Raw genomic sequence first — 25,236 nt, forward strand, 5'->3', positions numbered from 1 at the left:
CGGCGTGGTCACTTGCCGAAACCGGCCGTCAGGCCGCTGAGCAACTGGCGGCGGCCGACCACGTAGAGGACCAGGATCGGGAGGGTGGTCAGCACGACGGAGGCGAGCACGGCGGGCACGTTCACGCTGTACTGCCCCTGGAAGCTCCACAGCGCCAGGGGCAGGGTGCGCTTGTCGGGGCTCTGGGTGAGGATCAGCGGCAGCAGGAAGCCGTTCCAGATCGTCAGGGCGTTGTAGATCGACACGGTCACCACGGCCGGCCGGGTGAGCGGGAAGGCCAGGCGCCACAGCGTCATCGTCTCGCCCGCGCCGTCCAGCCGCATCGACTCGAACAGCTCCTTGGGCACGTCCCGGATGAAGTTCGCCAGGACCAGCACCGACAGCGGGATCGCGAACGCGATCGAGGGCAGGATCAGCGCCGTCAGCGAGTCGTACAGGTGCAGCCGGATGATGATCAGGTAGATCGGGATGATGGTCGCCTGCAGCGGGATGGCCAGGCCCATGAGGAAGAGCGAGTTCACCGCGCGCAGGAAGCGGCCCCCGCCGCCGCGCACGATCGCGTACGCCGCCATGAACGCGAACGCGACCGCCGGGACGACCGCGCCGACGGTGACGATGAGGCTGTTGAGGAAGTACAGCGGGAAGTCGGACTCGACGACCATCTTGTAGTTGTCGAGGGTCGGGGCGGTGGGCGGCGCCAGCGGGTTGGACGCGTAGTAGGTGCTCTGCGACTTGAAGCTGGTGACCACGATCCAGTAGATCGGCACGATCACGACCGCCAGCCACAGCCAGCCCACGGCCCCGCCCAGCCAGTTGGGGCGCTCGCCGCGCCTGCCGCGCGGGCGGGTGCCGGGCGAGGCGGCGGCCCGTTCGAGTTCGGTCGTGTGGGTGAGGCTCATGATCAGGCACCTTCCAGCTGGCTGGCGCCGGGGTCACGGCCGCCGAGCCGGCGCAGCAGCAGCGCCAGGGCGAGGCCCACCAGGACCAGGATGACCGCGATCGCGCTGGCCGGTCCCATGAGGTTGGCCTGGAACCCGCGCTTGTACATGTCCAGGGCGAGCACCCGGGTGGCGTCGCCGGGGCCGCCCGCCGTCAGCACGAAGATCAGGTCGAAGAATGTCAGCGAGCCGACGACCATGAGCGTCGACGACGTGATGATCGTGTACTTGAGCTGCGGCAGGGTGATGCTGAAGAACTTGCGCACCCGGCCCGCGCCGTCCAGCTCGGCGGCCTCGAACATCGACCTCGGGATCTGCCGCACGCCGCCCTGGTAGATCAGCGAGTGGAACGGGATGAACTGCCACGACACCACGAAGATCACGACGCTGAACGCCAGGACCGGCTCGCCGAGCCAGTCCTGCGTGAGCAGCGCCAGGTGCAGCCCGGCGCCGAGCCCGAAGTTCGGGTCCAGCAGCGCCTTGTAGGTGATGGCGATGGCGGCCGAGCTGAGCAGCAGCGGGATGAAGTACAGCACCGCCAGCACCGCACGGTAGCGCTGGTGCCCGGCGAGGAACACCCCGATCAGGATGCTGGCGGGCGTCTGGACCGCCCAGGAGGCCGCCATCACCAGGAACGTCACCCACAGCGCGTGCGGAAGACCGGGGTCGCCGAGGACGGCCCGCCAGCTCGTGAGCCCTGAGATCTGGAGGTCGCCGAGCCCGTCCCAGGTCGTGAAGCTGAGGAACAGGACCCCGGCGAGCGGGATCACCCCGAAGGCGACGAACATCACCAGGGCCGGCACGGCCAGCCACGGGAGGACCCCGCCGGAGGCCCGCCGCGTGGCGGCCGGCGGGGTCTGTGTCCGCGTGGGGCCGCTCACTTGCCGATGACCGCGTTCATGTTGGTCGTGAACTGCTGCGGCGAGATCGACAGCTGGAACAGCTTGGCGATGTTGTCCAGCAGCACCTCGGCCGCGGTCGGGCTGAGCGCCTGGTCCCAGGACTGGGCGAACGTCTTGGCGTTGCTCGCGATGCCGTAGATGAACTTCAGGAAGTCGGCGTCCTTGGAGGCGGCGAACGCGCTGTCGGCGCCCTTGACGATCGGCACGCCGCCGGTGTCCACCCACTCCTTCACTTCCTGGTCGCCGAGCACGCCCGTGGCGAAGAACTTCTTGGCGATCTCCTTCTGCTCCGGCGTCGCCTTGGAGGAGATCGACAGGTACTGGCCGGGGTTGCCGACGGTGTCGCTCGGGTCGCCCTTGCCCCCCTCGACCGGGGGGAAGTTCATGTAGCCGAGGTGGCCGCCCGGGACGAAGTCGCCGCCGTCGTGGAGCATGCCGCCGTACGTCCACGCGCCGTGCAGCATCATCGCGGCCTTGCCGGTGTACAGCAGGGCCTGGTCGGCGTTGGAGTCGGCGGTGATCGAGGAGAAGCCTTTGATGAACCCGTTGGCCTTGATGAGCTCCTGCATCTTGGTCAGGGCCTGGATGGCGGCGGGGTGGGACCAGGCGTCCTTCTGGCCGTCGAACACGGCCTGGAACACCTCCGAGCCGCCGATGCGGTCGAAGAGGAACTCCAGCCACATCATGTTCGTCCAGCGGGACTGGCCACCGAGGGAGAACGGGGCGATGCCCTTGGCGTTGAACTTCGGGACCAGGTCCATGATGTCGCCCCAGCTCTGCGGGGGCTGCGCGCCGATCTGCTCGAAGAGCTTCTTGTTGTAGAACAGCACGACGGGCTGCACGGTCTCGCACGGCATCGCGTAGATCTTGCCGTCGATCGTCGCCGCGCCGAAGGAGGAGGGGAACAGCCGGTCCTTCACGGCGGGGTTCTGCTCGAACCACGAGGTGAGGTCCTCGACCTGGCCGGCCTTGACGTACGTGCGCAGCGTCCCGCCGCCCCAGCCCCAGATGATGGTGGGCGCCTGGCCTGCTCCGATGGCCGTCTTGATCTTCGTCTTGTACGCGTCGTTCTGGAAGGTCGTCCCCGCGACCCGGCTGTTCGGGTTGGCCTTGTTGAACCGCTCGAGGGCCCGGGTGCGCACGCCTTCCTGGGGCTGCACCGACAGGTACCAGTAGCTGGCCGCGGCCTTGCCCGCGCCGCCGCTGCTCCCGCCGCTCGCACCGCCGGCCCTGGTCGGGCCGGAGGTGCCGCAGGCGGCCAGCGCGGCGCCCAGGGGAAGGCCCATGGAGAGGCTGAGGAAGGTGCGGCGAGATGTCGTCCTGGACTCCACGCTGATCTCCGTATGTCGAAATGCCGAGGCTGTCCGCGGCTCATGTGAAAACCCGGATGCGGTGGCATGGATCGCACCTCCGTGCCACGCGTCCGCTCCTCCTTGGACTCAGTTCTTCGAAACATTTCGAGACAGGCCGCGTGGCACGCAATGTAGATTTCCGTCACTTGCGTGTCAAGGGCAGGATCACACCCTTGCCGGATCGGGGTGAAATATCGGTAATGTACTCTCGCATCGGCCTTCACCTGGGTGATCGCACGAGAGCCGGAGGCGTCGAGCGGAACCGCCACAACGTGCCGAAAGTTTCGGGGAGCTCCGGAGCGGATTACTTCTCAAGGAGAGCAAATGACGGCGCTAGATCGGACCTCGGCGGCGGAGCGGATCCTCCCGCCGTGGCAGGACCCTACACGGCCCCCGGCCGAGCGGGTCGACGCCCTCCTGGCGGAGCTGACCCTGGAGGAGAAGGTCGGCCAGCTCGGCAGCCGGTGGATCGGCAATGACATGCGGCCCGGCCAGGAGGAGGAGCCGGACGACGAGGCGGCGGGCCCGCTGAACGTGGCCCCGATGCAGGACGTCTTCGCGGCCTCGGGAACGGTGCCGCTGGAGGAGGCGGCCCGGCACGGGCTCGGCCACCTGACGAGGGTGTTCGGCAGCGCCCCGGTCACCCCGGCGCAGGGCGCGGCGGAGGTGGTACGGCTGCAGCGCGAGGTGGTGAGGCGGTCCCGTCTCGGCATCCCGGCCCTGGTCCACGAGGAGTGCCTCACCGGTTTCACCACCTACGGCGCGACCGTCTACCCGGCGGCCATCGCCTGGGGGGCGACCTTCGACCCCGAGCTGGTGGAGCGCATGGCCGCCGCCATCGGGCGGGACATGCGCGCCGTGGGCGTCCACCAGGGCCTGTCACCCGTGCTGGACGTGGTGCGCGACTACCGCTGGGGCCGGGTCGAGGAGACCATGGGAGAGGATCCCTACCTCGTCTCGATGCTCGGCGCCGCCTACGTGCGCGGCCTGCAGAGCGCCGGGATCATCGCCACGCTGAAGCACTTCGCCGGCTACTCCGCCTCCCGGGGCGCCCGCAACCACGGCCCCGTGCCGATGGGCCGCCGCGAGCTGATGGACATGATCCTGCCGGCGTTCGAGACCGCCATCGTCGAGGGCGGCGCCCAGTCGGTGATGAACTCCTACTCCGACGTGGACGGCGTGCCCGCCGCGGCCGACCCCTGGCTGCTGACCGACCTGCTGCGCGGGGAGTGGGGGTTCACCGGGACGGTCGTGTCGGACTACTGGGCGGTCCCGTTCCTCGCCACGACGCACCGCGTCGCCGCGGACACCGGCGAGGCCGGGGTACAGGCCCTGACCGCGGGCGTCGACGTCGAACTGCCCGACACGCTCGGCTTCGGGCAGCACCTGGCCGAGCGGGTGCGGCGGGGCGAGCTGCCGGAGTCCCTGGTGGACCGGGCCGCTCGCCGGCTGCTCACGCAGAAGGTGCGGCTCGGGCTGCTGGACCCGGACTGGACGCCGGAGAAGTCGGTGACGGGGGCGCAGGCCGTGGACCTCGACTCGCCGGCCAACCGCGCGCTGGCCCGCGAGATTGCCGAGCGGTCCGTCGTGCTGCTCGACCCGGGCACCGCCCTGCCCCTGTTGGGCGAGGGCCGTCCCGGACCGCGCCGGGTGGCCGTGGTGGGGCCGTGCGCCGACGACCCGCGCACCTTCATGGGCTGTTACGCCTTCCCCAACCACGTGCTGCCGCGCCACCCGGGACTCGGGCTCGGCGTGCAGGCGCCCAGCCTGCTCGACGCGCTGCGGGCCGAGCTGCCGGACGCCGAGCTCGTCCACGAACGGGGCTGCGACGTGCGGGACGAGGACCGCTCCGGCTTCGCCGCCGCCCTCGCCGCGGCCCGCGCGTCCGACCTGTGCGTCGCCGTCGTCGGGGACCTGGCCGGCCTGTTCGGGCAGGGGACCTCGGGCGAGGGCTGCGACGCCGAGGACCTGCGGCTCCCAGGCGTGCAGGAGGACCTGCTGACCGAGCTGGCGGCCACGGGTACGCCGGTCGTGGTGGTGGTCGTGTCGGGGCGCCCCTACGCGCTGGGCGCGGTGTCCGGCGGGGCCGCCGCGCTCGTCCAGGCCTTCATGCCGGGCGAGGAGGGCGGGGCGGCCATCGCCGGCGTCCTGTCCGGGCGGGTGCAGCCCAGCGGGAAGCTGCCGGTGCAGATCCCGCGCAACCATGGCGGGCAGCCGGGGACCTACCTGCAGCCGCCGCTCGGCTCCGACAGCCACGGCATCAGCAACCTCGACCCCACCCCGCTGTTCCCCTTCGGCCACGGCGTCTCCTACACCACCTTCGAGGTCGGCGACCTGCGGGTCGGCGACGCCGAGGTGCCCACCGACGGCGAGTTCACCGTGTCGGTGCGCGTGCGCAACACCGGCGGCCGGGCGGGTGAGGAGGTCGTCCAGCTCTACCTGCACGACCTGCTCGCCCAGGTGACCCGCCCGGTGCGCCAGCTCGCCGGGTTCACGCGGGTGCGCCTCGAGGCGGGGGAGAGCGCGCGGGTCACCTTCACCGTGCACGCCGACCGCACCGCCTTCACCGGACGCGACCTGCGGCGCGTCGTCGAGCCGGGGGACGTCGAGGTGCTCGTCGGCACGTCGGCGTCGGACCTGCCCTGCCGCGGCCGCGTACGGCTGACCGGCCCGCTGCGGGAGGTCGGACGCGGCCGCCGGCTGGTCACCCCCGCCGTCGTGGAACCCGCGGGCCGTTCATGAGGTTTCGGTGCCGGGCCGGGCGGTGACGGCCGTCCGCTCCGGCCCGGCGTCCGTCACCTGGCGGCGAAGTCCTGGGTCCAGTAGATCTGACCCTTGGAGTTCTTGGCCGCGCCGACGCCGATCAGCGTGTACTTGCAGTTCATGATGTTGGCCTTGTGGCCCGCGCTGTTCATCCACGAGTTCATCACCGCGGCCGGGGTCGTCTGGCCCATGGCGATGTTCTCCGCCCAGGCGCTGCCGCCGGTGAAGCCGGCGCCGCGGATGCGGTCCATGAACGAGCGGCCGTCCTTGGACGTGTGGCTGAAGTAGTTCTGGGTGGCCATGTCGGTGGAGTGGCCGAGCGCCGCCTGGTGCAGCTGCGGGTCGTGCTTGAGCGGCTGGCAGCCCCCCTTGGCCCGCTCGGCGTTGGTCAGGCGCAGGACCTCGTTCTCCTCGGCCGAGCCCACGCCGCCCGGCGTCGGCGTCGGCGTCGGCGTCGGGGACGCGCTGCCCGTCGGGGTGGGGGACGGGGAGGGCGTGGGCGTGCCGGTCGGGGAGCAGGTCAGCTTCGCGGTCGGGGACTTGGCGGTGTGGCCGCGGTAGTCGGTGGCGAACGCGTAGTAGCTGCCGGGCTCGCAGGCCAGGGTCACCGTCAGCCGGCCGGTCTTCCGGGAGCCGCTCCTGACGACGGGGTCGGGGCCCGGCTCCACACGCTTGACCTGGAGGCGGAACAGGCCGCGGCCGCAGCCGGCCCGGGTCGCGGACGACTGGATCTTGCCGGTGGAGGTGAGGCTCGGCAGGCTCACCTCCACGCGGCAGCCCGCCGCCGTCCCTGCGGCCACCGCGGCGTCGGCGGTGGCGATGGGCATGCTGATCGTCGCCAGGCTCACAAAGCCTGCGAGTACCCCTAGGGGTCTGCGCACGAGGAGGCTCCTCCGGTCGGAGTTGGACGATGGGCCCCCCATTTTGTCGAGGCGAGGTGCCTCTTGCCGGGAAATTGGCGAAATTTCCGGTAATTGGAGTAAACCTCCGAGGCTGGTGGTGCGTCTGGACCGGTCCCACGGCCGGGGCCGCGCCCCCCGGGGAGGCCGCCTCGAGGACCACACCACACAGGGCGATGGGGCAGCATGGAGGGGTGATCGAGGGGACGAGCAGACTGGCGGACCTGGTGGCCGGGGGCGGCGTCGTGGTGCTGAGCGGCGCGGGCCTGTCGACCGAGTCGGGGATACCCGACTACCGGGGGCCGAGCGGGGCGCTGCGGCGGCACAGCCCGATGACCTACCAGACGTTCGTCGGCGACCCGCTGGCGAGACGGCGCTACTGGGCCCGCAGCCACCTCGGGTGGCGCACCATCGCGCGGGCCCGGCCGAACGACGGCCACCGCGCGGTCGCGGACCTGCAGCGGCGCGGCCTGCTGGCCGGCATCATCACGCAGAACGTCGACGGCCTGCACCAGGCGGGCGGCGCCCGCGAGGTCGTCGAACTGCACGGAAGCCTGGACCGCGTGGTGTGCCTGGAGTGCGGGGACCTGAGCTCCCGTCAGGAGCTCGACGGGCGCCTGCGGGAGGTCAACCCCCACTTCGCGGCCGGGGTCACCGCGGTCAACCCCGACGGCGACGCCGACCTGCGCGACGACGAGATCGACGGATTCCGGACGGTCGCATGCCGGGCGTGCGACGGCGGGACGCTGAAGCCCGACGTGGTCTTCTTCGGGGAGACCGTCCCGGCCGGCCGGGTCCAGGAGTGCTTCGCCCTCGTGGAGGGCGCGCGCCTGCTGCTGGTGCTCGGGTCCTCCCTGACGGTGATGTCCGGCCGCCGCTTCGTGCTGCGCGCCGCCAAGCAGGGCATCCCCGTCGCGATCGTCAACCAGGGACCGACCCGGGGCGACGGCTACGCGGCGCTCACCGTCGACGCCCCGCTCGGCGTGGCGCTACCGGAGATCGCGCGTCTCACCGGGGCCCGGGCCGCCGTCCGATAGTCCGGGCCGCCGTCCGACAGGCCGGGCCCGCCTACCGGCCGGCCCGGCCTCGCCGCGTCGTTTCCGGAAGGCCTGTTCGGCGTCCCGGTGAGAAGCGCTTGTATTCCATCGACCTGTCTCAGGTGACGGTGTCGCGGGTCCAGGTGCCGAGGACCAGTAACGTCTTGGTGCCGGTCACGTCGCCGGCGCGGCGGAGCCGGTCGATGACCTTCTGCAGGTGGCCGAGGTCGCGGACGCGGATCTGGACGAGCGCGTCCGGGTCGCCGGCGATGGTGTAGACGGCCTGCACCTCGGGCGCGTCGGTGGCCGTCCGGACGATCTCGCTGACCGGGGTGGTCCCGGGATAGCGAAGCTCGGTGAAGGCCTCGATGCCCCAGCCGAGCTTGGCGTAGTCGATCTGCACGGCGAAGCCGGTGATCACACCGATCTCCCGCAGCCGGTCCACGCGCCGCTTGACGGCGGCGACCGAGAGCCCGATCTCGGCGGCCATCTCGGAGAAGGTCCGCCGCCCGTCCTCGCGCAGCAGGCGCAGCAACCGGTGGTCGATGTCGTCCACGTCGGACATGGGAAACCTCCTCCGCTCGACGCAAAGAACCCTAGCCATTCGGGCGTCATCTGCAAAGACTTTGCGTCTTCGTCCCTATTTGTCGTCCGATACTTGCGCGCCCTCCCCGCCGTTGCTGTGCTGGGGTCTTCACGTACCAAGCCAGGAGGTTCTGTGAGCGTGAAGCCCCCCACGGTGTCGCTCGACGACAAGTACACGGCCACGGACGGCCGGGTGCTGATCTCCGGGATCCAGGCCCTGGTCCGCCTGGCGCTGGACCAGCGCAGGCTGGACCGGGAACGCGGCCTGGACACGCGGGTCTTCGTCTCCGGCTACCAGGGCTCGCCCCTCGGCGGGGTGGACCTGGAGATGGGGCGGGCCGCGAGGTTCCTGGACCCCGCGGGCGTGGTGTTCCGGCCGGGGCTGAACGAGGAGCTGGCGGCGACGGCCGTGGCCGGGACGCAGCTGCTCGGCCGGGTGCCGGGACGGCGGCACGAAGGGGTCACCGGCTTCTGGTACGGCAAGAACCCCGGCCTGGACCGGGCCGCCGACGCCATCCGGCACGGCAACCTGGCGGGCACCGCGGCACTCGGCGGCGCGGTGGCCTGGATCGGCGACGACCCCGGCAGCAAGTCCTCCACCGTGCCCAGCTCGTGCGAGCCGATGTGCCAGAGCCTGTCGATGCCGCTGCTCGCGCCGGGCTCCGTGGCGGAGATCATCGAGTTCGGCCTGCACGCCGTCGCCCTGTCCCGCGCCACCGGCCTGTGGACCGGCTTGAAGATCGTCGCCGACGTCGCCGACGCGTCGGCCACCGTGGACCTCGGCCCGCTGCGCGACGGCGTCCCGGCGCCGTCCACCACGAGCCGCGGCCCGTCGCCCGCGCTGGTCGGCCCGGCCTCGCTGGACGCCGAGCACGACATGCTGACCCGCAGACTCGACATCGCCCGCGCCTACGCCCGCGAGAACGGCCTGAACAGGGTCGTGTTCGGATCGCGCCGCGCCGGCCTCGGCATCCTCGCGTCCGGTACGTCGTACGCGGTGGTCCGGCGCGCTCTGGCGGACCTCGGCCTCGACGAGGCGGCGATGGACGACCTCGGGCTCCGGCTCATCCGGCTCGCCATGCCGTTCCCCCTCGCGCACGACGACCTGGCCGCCATGACCGCGGACCTCGACCGCGTGCTCGTGGTGGAGGACAAGGTGCCGTTCCTGGAGGGCGAGCTCAAGCAGGCCCTGTACGGCGGCGAACGGACCCCCGCCGTGGTGGGCCGCGAGCTGCTGACCGCCCGCGGCACCCTCGGCGCGGAGGACGTCGCCAAGGCGCTGGCGACCTGCGTCGGCCCCGACCGGCTGCCCCGCGCGGCCGTCCACCTGTCACCCCCGAGGGCCGCCCGCCGCCGTCCGCTGCCGATGGTCGCCGCCCGCACGCCGTACTTCTGCTCGGGCTGCCCGCACAACACCTCCACCCGCACCGCCGACGACACGCTGGTCGGCGTCGGCATCGGCTGCCACGCCATGATCGCCCTCGACGGGAACGGGCGCGGCACCCAGATCGGCATCACCCAGATGGGCGGCGAGGGCGCGCAATGGATCGGCCTGGCGCCGTTCACCCGCGACCGGCACTTCGTGCAGAACCTCGGCGACGGCACCTTCCACCACTCCGGCTCGCTGGCCGTCCGCGCCGCGGTCGCCGCCGGCGTGTCCATCACCTACAAGCTGCTCTACAACGATGCCGTGGCCATGACCGGAGGCCAGCGCGCCGAAGGCCGCCTCGGCATCCCGGAACTGACGCAGGAGCTGGCCGTCGAGGGGGTGCGGCGCGTCGTCATCACGACGGCGGAGCCGCAGGCGTACCGGGGCGTCCGGCTGGCGCCGATCGCCACCGTCCGGCACCGCGACGACCTCCCCGCCGTGGAGAAGGAGCTGGCCGCGGTCGACGGGGTCACCGTGCTGATCCACGACGACCGCTGCGCGGCCGAGGAACGGCGGCTGCGCAAGCGCGGCAAGCTGCCCACGCCGGTGGCCAAGGTCGTGGTGAACGAGCGGGTCTGCGAGGGCTGCGGCGACTGCGGGGACGTCTCGACGTGCCTGTCGGTGCAGCCCGTGGAGACCGAGTTCGGCCGCAAGACCCGCATCCACCAGCCGTCCTGCAACTCCGACCTGAGCTGCCTCAAGGGGGACTGCCCCTCGTTCCTGCTCGTCGAGCCGGGCACCCTCCGCGCCAGGCCGGTGCCGCCGCTGCCGGTGCGGCTCACCGAGCCGGTCCCCAGGTTCGGCGACCGGACGGTGCTGCTGCGCATGCCCGGCATCGGCGGCACCGGCGTCGTGACCGTCTCGCAGATCCTGCAGATGGCCGCGCACCTGGACGGCCTGCACGCGGCCGGGCTGGAGCAGACGGGCCTGGCCCAAAAGGGCGGTCCCGTCGTCAGCGACGTCCGCATCTCCCCGCGGCCCGTCGAGGGCGCGCTGCGCGCCTCGCGCGGCGCGGCCGACGTGCTGATCGGCTTCGACCTGCTCGGCGCCGCCGCGGACGCCAACCTCGCCGTCGCCTCGCCCGAGCACACGATCGCGGTGGTCGGCACCGCCGTGGTGCCGACGGCCGCCATGGTGACCGGCCGTGCCGCCCTGCCCGGCTCGGCCGCGGACGCCATCGTGCGCGTCGAGTCGGCCACCCGGGGCGCCGACAACCTCTACCTCGACGCGCACGGGCTCGCCGAGGCGCTGTTCGCCGACCACATGCCCGCCAACATGATCCTGGTCGGCGCCGCCTACCAGCACGGCTGCCTGCCCGTCTCGGCCGAGTCGATCGAGGAGGCCATCCGGCTCAATAAGGCCGCCGCCGAACAGAACCTCGCCGCCTTCCGCTGGGGCCGCGCCGCCGTCCTGGACCGCGAAGCGGTGCTGCGTGCCGCGCTCCCGCCGGGGCGGAACCACGCCCCTGCCGCGCCGGAGGGCCTGGAGGAGGTGCTGGCCGTCAGGGTCGCCGACCTGACCGGCTACCAGAACGCGGCCTACGCCCGCTCCTACGCCGACGACGTGCGCCGGGTCGCCGCGCTCGCCGCGCGGCGGGCCGGGGAGGACGCCGGCACGCGCGTCGGCCTGGCCTACGCCCGGGGGCTGCACAAGCTCATGGCGTACAAGGACGAGTACGAGGTCGCCCGGCTGCACCTCGATCCGGTCGAGCGGGCCCGGCGTGAGCAGGAGTTCGGGCCGGACGCGGTGGTGTCGGTGCTGCTGCACCCGCCGCTGCTGCGCGCCATGGGGATGAAGCGCAAGATCAAGCTGCGCCGCGGCGCGGGGCCGCTGTTCCGCGGCCTGCGCGCGGCCCGCGTGCTGCGCGGCACCGCGCTCGACGTGTTCGGCTACGCCGAGGTCCGCCGCGTCGAACGCGAACTGGTCGGCGAGTACCGCGACCTGGTGCGCAAGGCTCTGGACCGGCTCACCCCGGCCACCGCCGACGAGGTCGCCGCCATCGCGGCCTTGCCGGAGGTGATCCGTGGGTATGAGGACATCAAGCTCGCCCGCGTCGCCGAGTTCCGCGAGCGGGCCGCGACCGCCCTCGCCGGGCTGGACCGCGAGCCCGCCGCGGGGCCGGCCGACACCCCGGCGCGCCCCGCCTGACCGTACAGATCACCCCCCGGGAGTACACCGTATGGCCGTCGACCGCCTGCTGCCCGACCAGGACGCCAAGGACCTCATCGACCTCACCCGCGAGATCGCCGACAAGGAGCTCGCCGGCCGGGTCGACGAGCACGAGCGGGCCGAGACCTATCCCGAAGGCCTGTTCGCCACGCTCGGCGACGCCGGGCTGCTCGGGCTGCCCTACCCGGAGGAGTACGGCGGGGGAGGGCAGCCGTACGAGGTGTACCTGCAGGTGATCGAGGAGCTCGCCGCGCGCTGGGCGGCCGTCGCGGTGGCCACCAGCGTGCACACGCTGGCCTGCTTCCCGCTGGCCACTCACGGCAGCCGCGAGCAGCGGGAGCGCTGGCTGCCCGGCATGCTGGGCGGCCGGCTCGTCGGCGGCTACAGCCTGTCGGAGCCACAGGCCGGGTCCGACGCCGCCGCCCTGACCTGCAAGGCGGAGAAGACCGAGCAGGGCTACCGCGTCACCGGCACCAAGGCGTGGATCACCCACGGCGGCAGGGCCGACTTCTACGCCCTGTTCGCCCGCACCGGCGAGGGCAGCCGGGGCATCTCCTGCTTCCTGGCGCCGGGATCCGCCGAGGGGCTGACCTTCGGGCGTCCCGAGGAGAAGATGGGCCTGCACGCCGTCCCCACCACCAGCGCCTACTGGGACGGCGCGATCCTGGAACCCGACCGCCTGATCGGCGAGGAGGGGCAGGGCCTGCAGATCGCCTTCAGCGCCCTGGACTCCGGCCGCCTCGGCATCGCCGCCTGCGCCACCGGCCTGGCCCAGGCCGCGCTCGACGAGGCCGTCGCCTACGCCCGGCAGCGCCAGACCTTCGGCAGGAGGATCATCGACCACCAGGGGCTCGGGTTCCTGCTCGCCGACATGGCCGCCGCCGTGGACTCGGCCCGCGCGACCTACCTCGACGCCGCCCGCCGCCGCGACGCCGGGCTGCCGTACGGCAGGCAGGCCAGCATCGCCAAGCTGGTGGCCACCGACGCCGCCATGAAGGTCACCACCGACGCCGTGCAGGTCTTCGGCGGATACGGCTACACGCGGGACTTCCGCGTCGAGCGCTACATGCGCGAGGCCAAGATCATGCAGATCTTCGAGGGCACCAACCAGATCCAGCGGCTCGTCATCAGCCGCCACCTGGCCAAATAGCCCGTCGGTCCGGGAGGACCCTACGCCGGTGACGATCGCCGGGCGGCCTCGGACGTCGCCCGGCGATCGCCGGTTCTGTCCCGTCCTCGCCGCTGATCCGCGACGGCCGGTCAGGACAGCCGGTGGCGCCCGGCCCAGGCGGTGATCGCGGTGGCGATGGTCTCGGGCCTGTCCTCCGCCGCGTGGTGGCCGGCCGGGCCGCAGTGTTCGATCTCGAGGCGGGCGACGTTCGCCGCGCACCAGGCGGCCGTCTCCTCCCCGATGAGCAACGTGGGGGAGGAGTCGAAGGTGAGCAGCAGCTTGGGGACGTCGTCGCTGGCGGCGAGCCACTTGTCGTAGTACTCCACCCGCTCGGCCACCTCGGCGGGCTCTCCGTCGAGTGGCAGCGAGCGTGCCCACTCCAGCAGCGGGCGGCGGCTCTCGCGGGTGGGGTACGGCGCCAGGTACGCCTGGATCTCCTCCTCGCCCAGCGGGTCGAGCACGCCGCCGGTGAAGGCCGTCCGCACGAAGAAGTCCTGGTCGAGCACGAGGGCCTCGCCCTGTGGGCCGCGCATGGCCTCGGCGCGGGAGCGCGGCCCTTCGCCCAGTTCGCTCCAGGACATCGGCCGGACGATCGTCTCGAAGAACGCCACGCCGCGGACGCGGCCGGGGTGCCGGGCCGCCCAGTCGAAGGCCAGTGCCCCGCCCCAGTCGTGGCCGACCAGCACGACCTCCTCCAGGCCCATCCGGTCGAACCAGGCGTCGAGGTAGCGGGCGTGGTCGCCGAACCGGTACGGCAGGTCCGGCTTGCCCGAGCGGCCCATGCCGATGAGGTCGGGAGCCAGCAGCCGGGCGGGCGCGCCGATGCCGGGCAGCACCTTGCGCCACACGTGCGAGGAGGCGGGGTTGCCGTGCAGGAAGACGAAGGGGGTGCCGGCGCCGGTCTCCTCGTAGTACATGGTCGAGTCGAGCACGTCGATCTCAGGCATGGCGGTTCTCTCCAATTCGTTCAGGCGACTAACGTTCGTCGCACTAACGAAAGTACATCGTTAGTCGGACTAACGCAATGCGAGTAGGATCGCCGGCATGAGCAGCGCGTCCGACATGACCGGCCACACCGACGAGCGGGGCGCCCCCGCGCGGCTGCGGAACCTGCCGACCCGGCTGCTGTCCCTGGTCGCGATGCAGTCCGACCGTGTGGTGAGCGAGGGGCTGGCGGTGGCGGACTCCCGCAAGTGGCACTACGCCGTGCTGGCGACGCTGCGGGAGGCGGGGCCGGTGAGCCAGGCGGAGCTGAGCCGCCGCACCGGCATCTACCGCAGCGACATCGTCGCCGTCATCAACGAGCTCACCGAACGCGACCTGGTGGAGCGCGCGCCGGACCCGGCCGACCGCCGGCGCAACGTCATCACCCTGACCCCGCGGGGCGACGGCCACCTGGACAGGCTCGACGAGCTGCTCGCCGCGCTGCAGGACGAGGTGCTGGCCCCGCTCACCCCGGCGGAGCGCGACCAGCTGACCGGCCTGCTCACCCGCCTCCTCGACCACCTCGGAAGATCGCACGGCCGCGGCGCGTGAACCCTGCCCGGGGGAGGGCGCCTGGTTCACGAGTCGTGGAGCGTCCCGCCTGCCCCTCCTCTACGGTGAGCGGCGGGTGGGCCGCGGGGCGAGGCCGCGGCCGGTGGTGACCGGGCGCCGGGCCCGGTCGCCGGAGACGGTTCAGGACTTGATCTCGCGGAGGCGGCCGGTCTCGACCTCGTACACGAAGCCGCGCACCGCGTCCTTGTGCGGGATGAAGGGATCGGCCAGGATGCGGGCGACGGACTGGCGGACGTCCTCCTCCAGGTCGGGGAAGGCCTCGGCGGCCCAGTCGGGCCTGAGGCCGGTCTCCTCGGCGATCGCGCTCTTGAAGGCGTCGTCGGTGAAGGTCAGCATGCCGCAGTCGGTGTGGTGGATCAGGATGATCTCGCGGGTGCCGAGCAGGCGCTGGCTGATGGCGAGGCTGCGGCGCTCGTCGGCGGTGACGACGCCTCCGGCGTTGCGGATGACGTGCGCGTCCCCTTCGGTGAGGCCGAGGAGCCTGTACACGTTGAGGCGGGCGTCCATGCAGGCGACCACGGCGACGCCGCGGGCCGGGGGCAGCGGCAGGTGGCCCTTGTCGAAGGTCTCGGCGTAACGCTCGGCGTTGGCGAGGAGCTCGTCGGTGACGCTCATGCGGATCTCCAGGATCGGGGGACCGGTACGGCTCCCAGCCTTCTCCTCATTTCCTACTCAGTCAATAGGTTATTACGCTTCGTGACCGACGGCGGCACGGGTGGCCCGGCAGACGCGGGTCGTCCGCCCGGCCCTCCCGGGTGGGCGGATCGATCAGGCGCTCCTCCCGCCGGTAGCCGGGGCCGACTCGCAGCCTGCTGATCGCTTCGTCCACGAAGCCATGAGCGACGAGGATGGCGATGAGTCTGTCCTCGACCCACAGGTCACCTCGGCCGCCGTCTCGTCGAGTCTGCCGTGTCGCAGGAACGGCTCGGGGATCTGGAGGGCCGCGTGGAGGTCTCCCGCGACGGCTTGGCGCGCGGGTGCTCCAGATAGAGTACAGAGTTCAGTTCTGGCTGCGGTAAGGGAGACAAGGCCCGCTCGAAGCGTTCCCGACGTTATCGAACGGAAAGCCTTCGGGCGGGCTGTCGTTGTCCGCGACGACAGGAGGTCAGCGGGCGGCCTGTACCAGCAGCGTGAACGCCTTGACCGGGTCGCCGGTGAGGAGGGCGTGGTCGGCGTCGGCGATGAGACGCGCCCAGTCCTCCGGGGCCTTCCCGGCCACCACGTTGGCCTGCGCGGCGTCGCGGGCCCGCGCCACGATCTCGTCCACCAGCCGCGAGTCACCCCGCGACCTGGCGGAGTCCAGGTCCGCCGCGCTCGCCGCGGTCGCCGTCACCTTGGTGCGCAGGCCCCAGCCGAACGGGTACAGCGGGTGGTAGTCCGCGTCGCCGACGTTGACCGGCACCTGGTCCGCGCTCGCCGGCCAGCTCACCGGGAGCCGCCCCGTGAACGGCCGGCGGCCGAACAGCACGTCGGCCACGCCCGCGCCTTCACTGCCGGGCAGCCAGGAGGCGACCAGCGCGCCGATCTCGCCGAGCTGCCCGGTGACGATCTGCGGCCGGCCCGAGACCACCAGCACGACGCACTTCTTGATCGCCGTGCAGACCTTGTCGATGACGGCCTTGTCGCCCGGCTGCAGCGACAGCGACTTCGGCTCCTGCTGGGGCGTGCTGCACCACCCGCACTCGGGCCCGCCGACGTCGCCGTACCCCTCGGCGTACGGGGTCTCGCCGACCACGACGACGCCGACCTCGGCCCCGTCGGTGGGGGCCGAGGCGTCCGCGCTGTAGGTGACGGAGGCGCCCGGCGCGACCTCCTTGATGCCCTGCAGGATGGTGGTGCCGGGGATGCTGCCGCCGGAGACGCCCTGCCAGGTGATGGTCCAGCCGCCGGCCTGGTCACCGATGTCGTCGGCGTTGCGCCCGGCGACGTAGATCTTGGCGTCCGGCCGCAGCGGCAGCAGGTTCCCACTGTTCTTCAGCAGCACCTGCGACTCGGCGACCGCGCGGCGGGCGACGGCCCGGTGCGCGGCGCCGCCCACGTCGCCGGCCTTGCCGGCGGGGGCGTACGGGTGCTCGAACAGCCCGAGGACGAACTTCTCGCGCAGGATGCGGGAGACCGCGTCATCGATCCGCGCCCGGCTCACCCGCCCCGCCTCGACCTCGGCCTGCAGCAGCTGCTCGAACTGGGGCGCGCTGTTGGGCTCCATGAACATGTCGATGCCGGCGTTGACCCCGGTCCTCACCTTGTAGGCGGTCAGCCCGGTGTTGCCCGGTTCCGAAGGGTCGGGGATCTGGTGGACGCCCTCCCAGTCGGAGATGACGAAGCCCCGGAAGCGCATCTTCTGCTTCAGCGTCCCGGTGAGCAGCTCCTGGTGGGCGTGCATCTTCACCGGGTTTCCGACCCCGTCGTCGGTCCAGTCGACGCTGGAGTAGGACGGCATGACGGTTCCGACGTGGCGCGTCCCGACCGCGGGGTCGTAGGGGGCGAGGTCGATCCGGGTGAAGCGGTCCCGGCTCGTCACGGTGACGCCCTGGTCGATGGTGTACTTCTTGCTGTACCAGGGCAGGCCGGCGTTGGCCGCGGCGGTCGCGGTGTCGTACCTGGTGTCGCCGTCCCCGGCGAAGTGCTTGGCGGTGGCGAGCACGTGGTCGGGGCCGATCCGCCCCGGTGTCCGGCCCTGCAGGCCGTCGATCTCGGTCTCCATGGCCTTCGCCAGGGCCGGGTCCTCGCCGAAGCTCTCATAGCCGCGCCCCCACCGTTCGTCCCGGGTGACGCAGACGCACGGCGCGAAGTTCCACGGGATGCCGGTGGCCCGCAGCTCCGACGCGGTGACCTGGCCCTCCTGCTCGGCCACGTCGGGATCACGGGTGGCGCCGATGGCGACGTTGTGCGGGAAGATCGTGGCGCCGTACACGTTGCCGTGCCCGTGCACCGCGTCGATCCCGTAGATCATCGGGATCTTCAGCCGGGTGCTCAGCGCCTGCGCCTGGAACTCGTCGACCATCTTCACCCACGCGGCCGGGGTGTTCTCCGCCGGGGTGGAGCCGCCTCCGGACAGCACCGAGCCGAGGTTCCACTGCGCGATCCGGGTGGGGTCGTCGGTGACGGCGGCCCGCTCGGCCTGGGTCATCTGCCCGATCTTCTCCTGCAGGGTCATACGGCCCAGCAGGTCGGCCACCCGTTTCTCCACCGGCGCGGACGGGTCGAGGTAGGCGGGGCGGTCCGGCGCGGCCTGCGCCGCCGGGGCGGTCGCCAGCCCGGCGGCCAGTACGGTGACGGCGCTCAGCGCGGCGAGGACGTTTCGGCGGCGCGGGGACGGTCGGATGCCCATTGCGAGCCCTCCTCATGCAAGATCGGGCCCTGACGGTAAAGCGGGGTCAGCGAGCGAGTCAATAAGTGACGGATGCCCAGGTTTCGTGATCCGCGCCCAAGGCGGCGTCGATCAGGGGCGGGTCCACCCCATGGACATCGACCAAGATCTGTACGATCCTCGTCTCGCACCGTGGACCGTGCGAAGGGCCCGACGGGCCCGCGCCCCGGCGTCCGGTGTGACCGCCGGACCGGCCGGAGGATGCCATGAGCGATGACAGGTCGGCGAGGGTGGGGCCTGCCCGGCCGCCGGAGCTGGTCGGACGGGCCGAGGAGACGGCCCGGATCGACAAGGCCGTCGCCCGCGCAGGCGGATGCCGCCTGCTCCTGATCGACGGTGAGCCCGGAGTGGGCAAGACCCGGCTGCTGGAGCACCTGGTCGAGCGGGCGCACGCGGCCGGGCGGACCGTGCTCGCCGGCGGCGCCACCGAGTTCGAGCGCCTCGTCCCCTTCGGCATGTACGTGGACGCCTTCACGCGGCTGTCCGACGAGTACGGCACGCCGGGCGACCTGGCGGAGGCGGCGCTGCACACCCTGCTGTCGGCGGGGGAGGCGGGTGACACCGGCCGGGGGCGGCTGGATCGCCACCACACCTATCGCGGCATCCGAGCGCTCCTGACCCATCTGGCGGGCGACGGCGGAGCCGTCCTGGCACTCGACGACCTGCACTGGGCGGACGCGCCGTCCCTCGAACTGACCGAGTTCCTGCTCCGCCATCCACCGGCCGCCGGCTTCCTGCTGGCGATCGCCTGCCGGTCGGCCATGATCCCCCCGGTGGTGGCCGACGCCGTCGCCCGGCGGGATCCACGCGTCACCCGGCTGAGCCTGGCCCCACTGGACCAGGACGCGGCCGCGTCGCTCATGCCCTCCGGCGTGGACCCGCGCCGGCGGCGGCTGATGTACCAGGTCAGCGGCGGCAACCCGCTGTTTCTGAAAACGTTGCTGGACGCCGGTGACGACACCCTGGCGGAACTGGCCGACGACCGGCCCGGGGCGGTGCCCGCCCTGGAGGAGACCCTGCTGGCGGTGCTGCGCCGGGAGCTGGACCGGCTCACGCCCACAGGACGCCGGGCGGCCCACGCGGCGGCGGTCGCCGGCGAACTGGCATCGCTCGTCGTCATCTCCCATGTCGCCGAACTCGACGCGGCGACCACCGCGGCCGCCGTCGAGGAGCTGTGCCGGCAGGGGCTGGGCACGCTGGAGGGCGCGCGGTTCACCTTCCGCCACCCGTTGATCCGCGCGGCCGCCTACGACACATGTGGCGCGGGCTGGCGCGTCGCGGCCCATGCCCGGGTCGCCGGCCATCTGCGCCGCACCCATGGATCGCTGGCGCTGCTCGCCCACCACACCGAACGGTACGCCGAGCACGGTGACGAGGAGGCCGCCCGGACCATGGGCGACGCCGGTATCGCGTACCTGGACTCGGCGCCGGCGACCGCGGTGCGGCTGCTCCGCGACGCCCTGCGGGTGCTCCCCGAACACGCCGGCCTCGTGCCGTACCGCGGTCACCTGCTCACCGGGCTCGCCAAGGCGACGGGCGTGATGGGCTCGCTGACCGAGAGCCGGCGGATCCTGCACGAGGTGATCCACCTGCCGCACGAGGTGGCCTCGGCGGCGGTCGCCTTCTCCTCGGTGATATCGCGGCTGCTCGGCCGGCTGGACGAGGCGTGGGCCCTGTTGAGCTCGCAGGCCGGCCGGACCGGGCACGACCGGCATGTGCGGACCCAGCTCCTGGTGGAGCTGGCGGCCGTGGCGGTGTTGCGCGCGGACCCGGTGGCCGCGCGCGAGCACGCCCTCGAGGCCATCGGGCTCATGCCGGAGACGACCGAGCCGGCGCTCGGCGCCGCGGCGTACGCCGTGCTGGCCCTGGCGTGTCTGCAGGACGGCGACGTCGCCGCCGCGCGGGCGCACAGCGGGCGCGCCGGGTGGCTGATGGACAGCGCGTCGGACACCGCCCTGGTGCGGCACGTGGAACTCGTCGCGCCGCTCTCCTGGAGCGAGACCTGTCTCCAGCGGCCGGCCGACGCCGCGCGTCACCTGGCCAGGGGCGTCGACCTGGCGACGATGTCCGGTGCCGGCTACGCGATGCCGTACCTGCTGATCAGCCAGGCGCATCATGCGGCACGGACCGGCCGCCTGGCGGAGGCCATCGACATCGCCGAGCGCGCGGCGGCGGCGTCGGAGTACATCCAGAGCAGCGAGACCCTGGCGATGGCCCGCTGCGTCATGCTGGTGCCGGTGCTGTGGCGGCACGGCGTCCGTCCCGCCATGACCCTCGCCGGTCAGATCGCCGGCGCCGTCCCCGGGTCCGCCTGGTGGCAGGGGATGGCGCAGGTGTCCTTGGACCGCGTCCGCCTCGCCGCCGGTCGTGACGAGGCGGGCCACGAGTTCCCGCCGCCGGCGGTCGTGTCCCGCGACACCGAGGTGGAACGGCTGGCGGTCCGGTCGATCGGCGCCGGAGCGGACGGCGACGTCGGCGCCGCGCTCGCCCTGTCGGCGGCGGCGGTCGCCGCGGCCGGCAGCGGCCTGCCCTACCACCTCGCCATCGCCTACGACGCCCGCGCCCGCGCGTTGTGCGGCGGGGACGACCTGGCCGGGGCCGTGGCGGCCGCCCGGATCGCCGTCGAGCGGTTCGGCGAGAGCGGCGCCGTCGTCGAACGCGGCCTGGCGCACCAGTTCCTCGCGACCGTCCACGCCCGCCTGGGGGACGCGGCGACGTGCCGCGCCGAGATCGGTCAGGCCAAGGCCGCTTTCAAGGAATCGGGGGCGGACTGGCTCACCGGCCGGCTGGCCCGGGTGGAGCGGCAGCTCGCCGCGCGCGGTCCCCGGCAGGGGGCGCGCCGGTCCGCCGGTCCGCCCGCGCTGACCGAGCGGGAACGCCAGGTGGCCGAACTCGTCAGCCAGGGGCTGACCAACCGTGAGGTGGCCGAGCGTCTCCAGGTCAGCAAGAAGACGGTGGAGACCCACGTCGCGCGCATCTTCAGCAAGTTCGACGTGCGGTCCCGCGTGGCGCTCACCAGGCGGCTGGCGGGTCACGGCGACCTCCCGGCGCCGGGGTGACCGTGCCGCGGGGTGACCGTCGCGGCGGAGCCGCCGGGCGGTACGTCCCCCGCCCGGCGGCCCTGATCACGGTGTCGCCTGATACCGGTCAGTCGCCGGAATCGCCGCCGCCCAGCCATTCGTCCACCATCTGCTGGATCTCGGTCGGGTCGATCTTCTCGCCCTTGGCGCAGGGGTCCGAGGGCTGGCTTCTCATGAACGACACCCAGGTGACGTGGACGGGTTCCCGCAGGCCTCCGCCGCTCAGCGTCGACGTCGTGACCGTCACGGCCTTGACGAGCGGATCGGCGGTCTTGATGTCACACGGGTCCCCGGTGGGGGTGTTGCCGATCGAACCGTCGGTCGGGATGGACGGTGCGCTGCTGTAGGTCGCGGGGATCCAGGTCGAGGACGGTGTGCCGCCGCTGCTGGAACCGCCTCCGGGACCGCTGCCGATCACCGCTCCTCCCGGGATCGGCGGAAGCGGGATCGGGTTGGTCAGCACGTCGACCGGGAAGGTTATCTCACCGTCCGGCGTGACGAAGTGGCAGATGCTGTCGATGTCGGTCTCATCGCACGCCTCGTCGGGGTTCTCGAGCGCCCACTCCTCGAGCTGCTGGTCGGCGTCCGGGTCCTCGGCCGAGGCCTGCGCGTCGACGTGGACCCGGGAGAAGTCGGGGCCGTTCGGGAAGAGGTCGGGGAACTCCTGCGCCATCCAGGTGGCCAGCGCCCTGCCGAGTGCCACGGCGCCCACCTCGTTGGGGTGGAAGCTCTCCTGGTAGGCCTTGAAGAACCTCCGCTTGCCGAGGATCTCGCGCCTGACGACCTCCGGCCGGTATCTCACGCCGTTGAAGTACGAGTCCGGCGTGCCGAGCTCGTGTCCGGCGACGATGCTGGTGCCGTTGGGGCCCGCCGTGTTCGGGTCCCACACGTGCACCTTGACGCCGGGGTACCTGGCGCGGAACCGCTGGACGGCGTCCTTGATCGCCTGGTTCACGGCGACGCCGAACGGATACATCTGGTCCATGGCCGCGCCGGAGATCTGCCGCAGGTCGGAGTTGCCGGACGGTTTGACGCCCAACGGGTAGAGCGCCACGATGAGGTCGGCCTTGTCCGCCCACTCGTGCGTCTGGACCAGGCCCTGTTCGACGTTGGCCGACATCTGCGGCACTCGCTTCAGCAGCCGGAACACCTCGAGCTGGGTCGCGCGTATCTGGCGCGCCACCCAGTTCGCCCTGAACCTCCCGAAGAGGTACGCCTTCAGCGCGGTGCTCATCATCTGCCCGAAGCCGACGTCGTTGCCGCCGAAGCCGAAGTAGACGATGTCGGCGTTCCTGGGAACGCTGTCGAGCTGGGGCGGGTTCCGCAGCTCGGCGGGGTCGGGGTGGTCGTCGTCCTCGTACTGCGGGCTCTTGAGGTGTTTGACCTTGGCGCCGGACGACGCGTTGAAGACGAAGGTGTCGCCCTCCCAGCTGGTGCGGACCTCGGTGGGCTGGAGGGTGTAGTCGCCGCCCGGGTAGCGGCCCGATTCCAGGAAGGTCCACGCCGAGGCGATCGGCGCCAGCCCGGACCGGTGCGGCCAGGCCTCCTTACCGTCCGGGCCCTTGATGTAGACGTGGTTCCTGCTCGCGCCTTCACCGCTGCTGAAACTGTCGCCGAGCCCCGCCATGATGTACGACCGCGGCGGTGACGTCGCCGGCGGTGGTGTCGGCTGTGAGGTGGGAGGCGGAAGCGTCGGTACGAACGTCGGGGGCACCGGTACGAGCGTCGGCTTGGTCGGCAGCGTGGTCGGCCGGACGGGCGGTCCGGCGCTCGCCGGGTCGGTGGGCAGCACGGTCGCGACGAGCATGGTCGCGAGCGCGATCAGGACGAGCCACCACGGCGTGAGGTGTCGCCGTAATCGGCGCGGAGGTCGCATGGACAGGCCTTCCTTTGGTGCGTGCGAGACGGCGGGCGTTGCTGCACGAATCATCCGCCGCTGTGCGAGCGCTAACATCAGGCGTTGTCCGCACGACCACCCCGACATCCGCGTTCCGGACCGGCGCGCCGGGTGGTTTCGCGCGAGCGGGTCGCAGCCGAGGCAATAAGTGACTGATGTCGGGCTTGCGGTGTTCCGTGACAGTTATCACGGCCGGTCGGTGTCAGATGTTTCTACCGCCGAAGGTCGCCAGGGGTGAGGCTTGAGCTGCACAAGGGCAGCGAGCAGTCCAGATGCCCGCTGCCGCTCCCGTCGGACCCCGGTTGCGAGCCGGGACGGAAGGAGAGTGGCCCGATGGCCGAAAGCGTCTACATTCTCGGCGACGAGGACCGAAGGAAGTTCGCCAGGCTGATCGCCGCCGCGTGGTCGGAGGGCGAGGTCAAGTCCCGCTACGGCCGTGAGCCGCGGTTGATGCTGGCCGAGTACGGCATCGCCTACCCCGAGGGCGTGCCGACGCCGCCGCTGCCCGCCAAGCCGGAGGGCGAGTTCAGCGTGGAGGAGCTGGAGGCCGCCGCCGGCAGCGAGGGCGAGGCCGGTAGCTGCCTGGGCTCGGCGAGCTCGATCAGCACCATCGGCGGCTGCCTGGGCACCGCCTCCACCTACGGCTGCGGCGCTTCGGAGACGTGACGGTTCCTGGGGCGCGGTTCCGCCCGCGCACCCAGGACGTCCAAGCCCGGCACCAGGCGGCTCGCCCGTCCGACCGCCTGGTGCCGCACGCGGTGCGGGAAGCGGAGACCTGACCCGTTGCCATCCCCCGGTTCGGTTGTCATGATCCGTCTGTGACCCAGACAGGGGCTCCGGGACCGCGCACGGCGGCTCGCGCGCCGGTGGAGATCCGGCTCGCTCGCGTGGCGATCGTGGCGTTCGCCCTCTTCCTGATGAGTCGTACGTTCGCCCACTACATCGAGGGCGGCCCGGCCCGGGGGATTCCGGCCGTGGTGCTGGCGACGGCGGTGGTCGTCCTGTACGTCCTGGCCGGCGGCGCGCACCCGGACAGGGGCCGCGGGAAGTGGGTGGTGGTGATGGCGCTGCTGGTCTACCTGCCCCTGCCCTTCCTGGGCGAGTGGTGGGCCGCCGCCGGGATCTTCCTCGCCGCGGCGGCGCTGGGGCTCCTTCCCCGGCCGTACTCCCTGCCGGTCTTCGCCCTGGTGGTCCTGGCGGAGGCACTGAAGTCGATCGCCTTCGGGGACGGCCCCACGGAAGTCATGTCCTGGACGCTGACCGTCGCGGTGGCCGCCGTCCTGCTGGCGGGGCTGACGCATTTCGCGCAGACGGCGAGGGTCCTCTACGAGACCAGGGCCGAGCTCGCCGTCGCGGAGGTGGCGGCGCAGCGCGCCAGGGCCATGGGCGAGCTGGAGGGCGTCCTCGGCAGCCGGCTGGAGGCCATCGCGGCCCAGGGCCGCAAGGTCATGACCGTCGCGGACGGCGAGGCCGGCGGCCTAAGGGAAGAGCTGCGGCACATGCTCGACCTCGCCCGGGAGGCCCAGAGCCGGATGCGGGAGTTCGCCCATCGGGAGCAGCGGATCCCGTCGGGAAAGACCGGTTACCCGAAATGACGAACATCACGATATGTCGGTGTTAGTTGTTCCTGGCGGGCTTTGTTGCTGACGGCGAATCTGAATCTCACAGGCGGCCGAACCCCCTGACCTGCCGAGGGGAGCGGACCAGCGGTGTCCGCGCCCCGAAGCCTGCCCGACGAGGTGACACCATGCCGGAAGACCCGTCCCTGCCCCCCGAACTGCACGCGCGGTTCGCCCGATTCGTTGCACGCGCCTGGTCCGATGAGTCGGTCAGGCGAGAGTTCGCCCGAGATCCGCGGGCCGCACTGGCGGACGCGGGCGTCGACTGGCCGTCCGAGCTCTCACCGCCCGACCTGCCCGCCCAGCCCGACCAGGCCATCGACCTGGAGAGCCTGGAGTCGTCGGCGGGTGGCGCACTCGGCACGATCGGCACGGTCAGCTGCCCGACGGGCTGCTTCTCCGGCGGCCGCACCGCCTGAGGCGTCCTCGCACCACCAAGGCCGGCGGTGGGCAGTCCAGATGCCCACC

18 protein-coding genes are annotated in these 25,236 nt (G+C 72.2%); 9 read left to right on the forward strand and 9 right to left on the reverse strand.

All coding sequences use genetic code 11. The features are described from left to right. Positions 1-8 precede the first annotated feature (8 nt). From KIK05_RS04570 to KIK05_RS04580, 3 genes are read right to left on the reverse strand one after another with little or no spacing between them, the layout of a single operon-like run. Entirely contained in the window at positions 9-899 is an 891-nt protein-coding gene (locus KIK05_RS04570; protein WP_214409246.1) for a carbohydrate ABC transporter permease, read from the reverse strand. A gap of 2 nt (positions 900-901) precedes the next feature. After that, positions 902-1,819, reverse strand: a complete 918-nt coding sequence (locus KIK05_RS04575) for a carbohydrate ABC transporter permease (protein WP_308249745.1) — start codon at positions 1,817-1,819, stop codon at positions 902-904. Then, positions 1,816-3,171 carry an extracellular solute-binding protein gene (locus tag KIK05_RS04580; protein ID WP_308249746.1) on the reverse strand — a complete coding sequence of 452 codons (1,356 nt, stop codon included), beginning with the start codon at positions 3,169-3,171 and terminating at the stop codon, positions 1,816-1,818. Before KIK05_RS04580 ends, KIK05_RS04575 begins: the two co-directional genes overlap by 4 nt. 345 nt (positions 3,172-3,516) lie before the next feature. Between KIK05_RS04580 and KIK05_RS04585 the strand changes: the two genes are divergently transcribed. After that, a complete protein-coding gene (locus KIK05_RS04585; RefSeq protein WP_214409247.1) occupies positions 3,517-5,934 on the forward strand; it encodes a beta-xylosidase/alpha-l-arabinosidase in 2,418 nt (805 codons plus the stop codon). A 53-nt stretch (positions 5,935-5,987) separates the two neighbouring features. Here KIK05_RS04585 and KIK05_RS04590 read toward each other — a convergent pair whose 3' ends face one another. Then, positions 5,988-6,836 carry a CAP domain-containing protein gene (locus KIK05_RS04590; RefSeq protein ID WP_308249747.1) on the reverse strand — a complete coding sequence of 283 codons (849 nt, stop codon included), beginning with the start codon at positions 6,834-6,836 and terminating at the stop codon, positions 5,988-5,990. A gap of 194 nt (positions 6,837-7,030) precedes the next feature. Between KIK05_RS04590 and KIK05_RS04595 the strand changes: the two genes are divergently transcribed. Next, positions 7,031-7,891: an NAD-dependent protein deacetylase gene (locus tag KIK05_RS04595; RefSeq protein ID WP_214409248.1), complete on the forward strand. Its 861-nt coding sequence runs from the start codon at positions 7,031-7,033 to the stop codon at positions 7,889-7,891. Positions 7,892-8,009: 118 nt separating this feature from the next. On the opposite strand, the gene KIK05_RS04600 is transcribed toward KIK05_RS04595, so the two are convergent. After that, entirely contained in the window at positions 8,010-8,456 is a 447-nt protein-coding gene (locus KIK05_RS04600; protein WP_214409249.1) for an Lrp/AsnC family transcriptional regulator, read from the reverse strand. A gap of 153 nt (positions 8,457-8,609) precedes the next feature. Here KIK05_RS04600 and KIK05_RS04605 point away from each other — a divergent pair, with 153 nt between their 5' ends. Further along, a complete protein-coding gene (locus tag KIK05_RS04605; protein ID WP_214409250.1) occupies positions 8,610-12,053 on the forward strand; it encodes an indolepyruvate ferredoxin oxidoreductase family protein in 3,444 nt (1,147 codons plus the stop codon). A gap of 31 nt (positions 12,054-12,084) precedes the next feature. Further along, positions 12,085-13,224, forward strand: coding sequence for an acyl-CoA dehydrogenase family protein (locus KIK05_RS04610; protein ID WP_214409251.1), 1,140 nt, complete (start codon positions 12,085-12,087; stop codon positions 13,222-13,224). 110 nt (positions 13,225-13,334) lie between these two features. Here KIK05_RS04610 and KIK05_RS04615 read toward each other — a convergent pair whose 3' ends face one another. After that, positions 13,335-14,192 (reverse strand): haloalkane dehalogenase, encoded by an 858-nt coding sequence (locus KIK05_RS04615; protein WP_214409252.1) that lies wholly within the window; start codon positions 14,190-14,192, stop codon positions 13,335-13,337. Between the two features lie 97 nt (positions 14,193-14,289). Between KIK05_RS04615 and KIK05_RS04620 the strand changes: the two genes are divergently transcribed. Further along, complete coding sequence (locus KIK05_RS04620; protein ID WP_250562201.1) at positions 14,290-14,781, forward strand: MarR family winged helix-turn-helix transcriptional regulator; 492 nt, start codon at positions 14,290-14,292, stop codon at positions 14,779-14,781. Positions 14,782-14,922: 141 nt separating this feature from the next. Here KIK05_RS04620 and KIK05_RS04625 read toward each other — a convergent pair whose 3' ends face one another. Together KIK05_RS04625 and KIK05_RS04630 are read right to left on the reverse strand one after the other, a co-directional pair. After that, on the reverse strand, positions 14,923-15,417 hold the full coding sequence (locus KIK05_RS04625) for a beta-class carbonic anhydrase (protein WP_214409253.1): 495 nt from the start codon (positions 15,415-15,417) through the stop codon (positions 14,923-14,925). A gap of 490 nt (positions 15,418-15,907) precedes the next feature. Then, a complete protein-coding gene (locus tag KIK05_RS04630; protein ID WP_214409254.1) occupies positions 15,908-18,133 on the reverse strand; it encodes a glycoside hydrolase family 3 protein in 2,226 nt (741 codons plus the stop codon). A gap of 245 nt (positions 18,134-18,378) precedes the next feature. Between KIK05_RS04630 and KIK05_RS04635 the strand changes: the two genes are divergently transcribed. After that, on the forward strand, positions 18,379-21,231 hold the full coding sequence (locus tag KIK05_RS04635) for a helix-turn-helix transcriptional regulator (protein ID WP_214409255.1): 2,853 nt from the start codon (positions 18,379-18,381) through the stop codon (positions 21,229-21,231). Positions 21,232-21,319: 88 nt separating this feature from the next. Here the strand turns inward: KIK05_RS04635 and KIK05_RS04640 are convergent, their stop codons facing one another. Continuing rightward, entirely contained in the window at positions 21,320-23,128 is a 1,809-nt protein-coding gene (locus tag KIK05_RS04640) for an SGNH/GDSL hydrolase family protein (RefSeq protein WP_214409256.1), read from the reverse strand. 354 nt (positions 23,129-23,482) lie between these two features. On the opposite strand from KIK05_RS04640, the gene KIK05_RS04645 reads away from it, so the two are divergent. The 3 genes from KIK05_RS04645 to KIK05_RS04655 all read left to right on the forward strand — a co-directional run bounded on the left by KIK05_RS04645 (position 23,483) and on the right by KIK05_RS04655 (position 25,187). Continuing rightward, positions 23,483-23,815: a hypothetical protein gene (locus KIK05_RS04645; RefSeq protein WP_214409257.1), complete on the forward strand. Its 333-nt coding sequence runs from the start codon at positions 23,483-23,485 to the stop codon at positions 23,813-23,815. Positions 23,816-23,967: 152 nt separating this feature from the next. After that, complete coding sequence (locus KIK05_RS04650) at positions 23,968-24,744, forward strand: sensor histidine kinase (RefSeq protein ID WP_214409258.1); 777 nt, start codon at positions 23,968-23,970, stop codon at positions 24,742-24,744. A gap of 152 nt (positions 24,745-24,896) precedes the next feature. Continuing rightward, positions 24,897-25,187, forward strand: a complete 291-nt coding sequence (locus KIK05_RS04655) for a hypothetical protein (protein ID WP_214409259.1) — start codon at positions 24,897-24,899, stop codon at positions 25,185-25,187. The last annotated feature ends 49 nt before the right edge of the window (positions 25,188-25,236 follow it).

Source organism: Sphaerisporangium fuscum (assembly GCF_018531465.1).
GTDB lineage: Bacteria > Actinomycetota > Actinomycetes > Streptosporangiales > Streptosporangiaceae > Sphaerisporangium > Sphaerisporangium fuscum.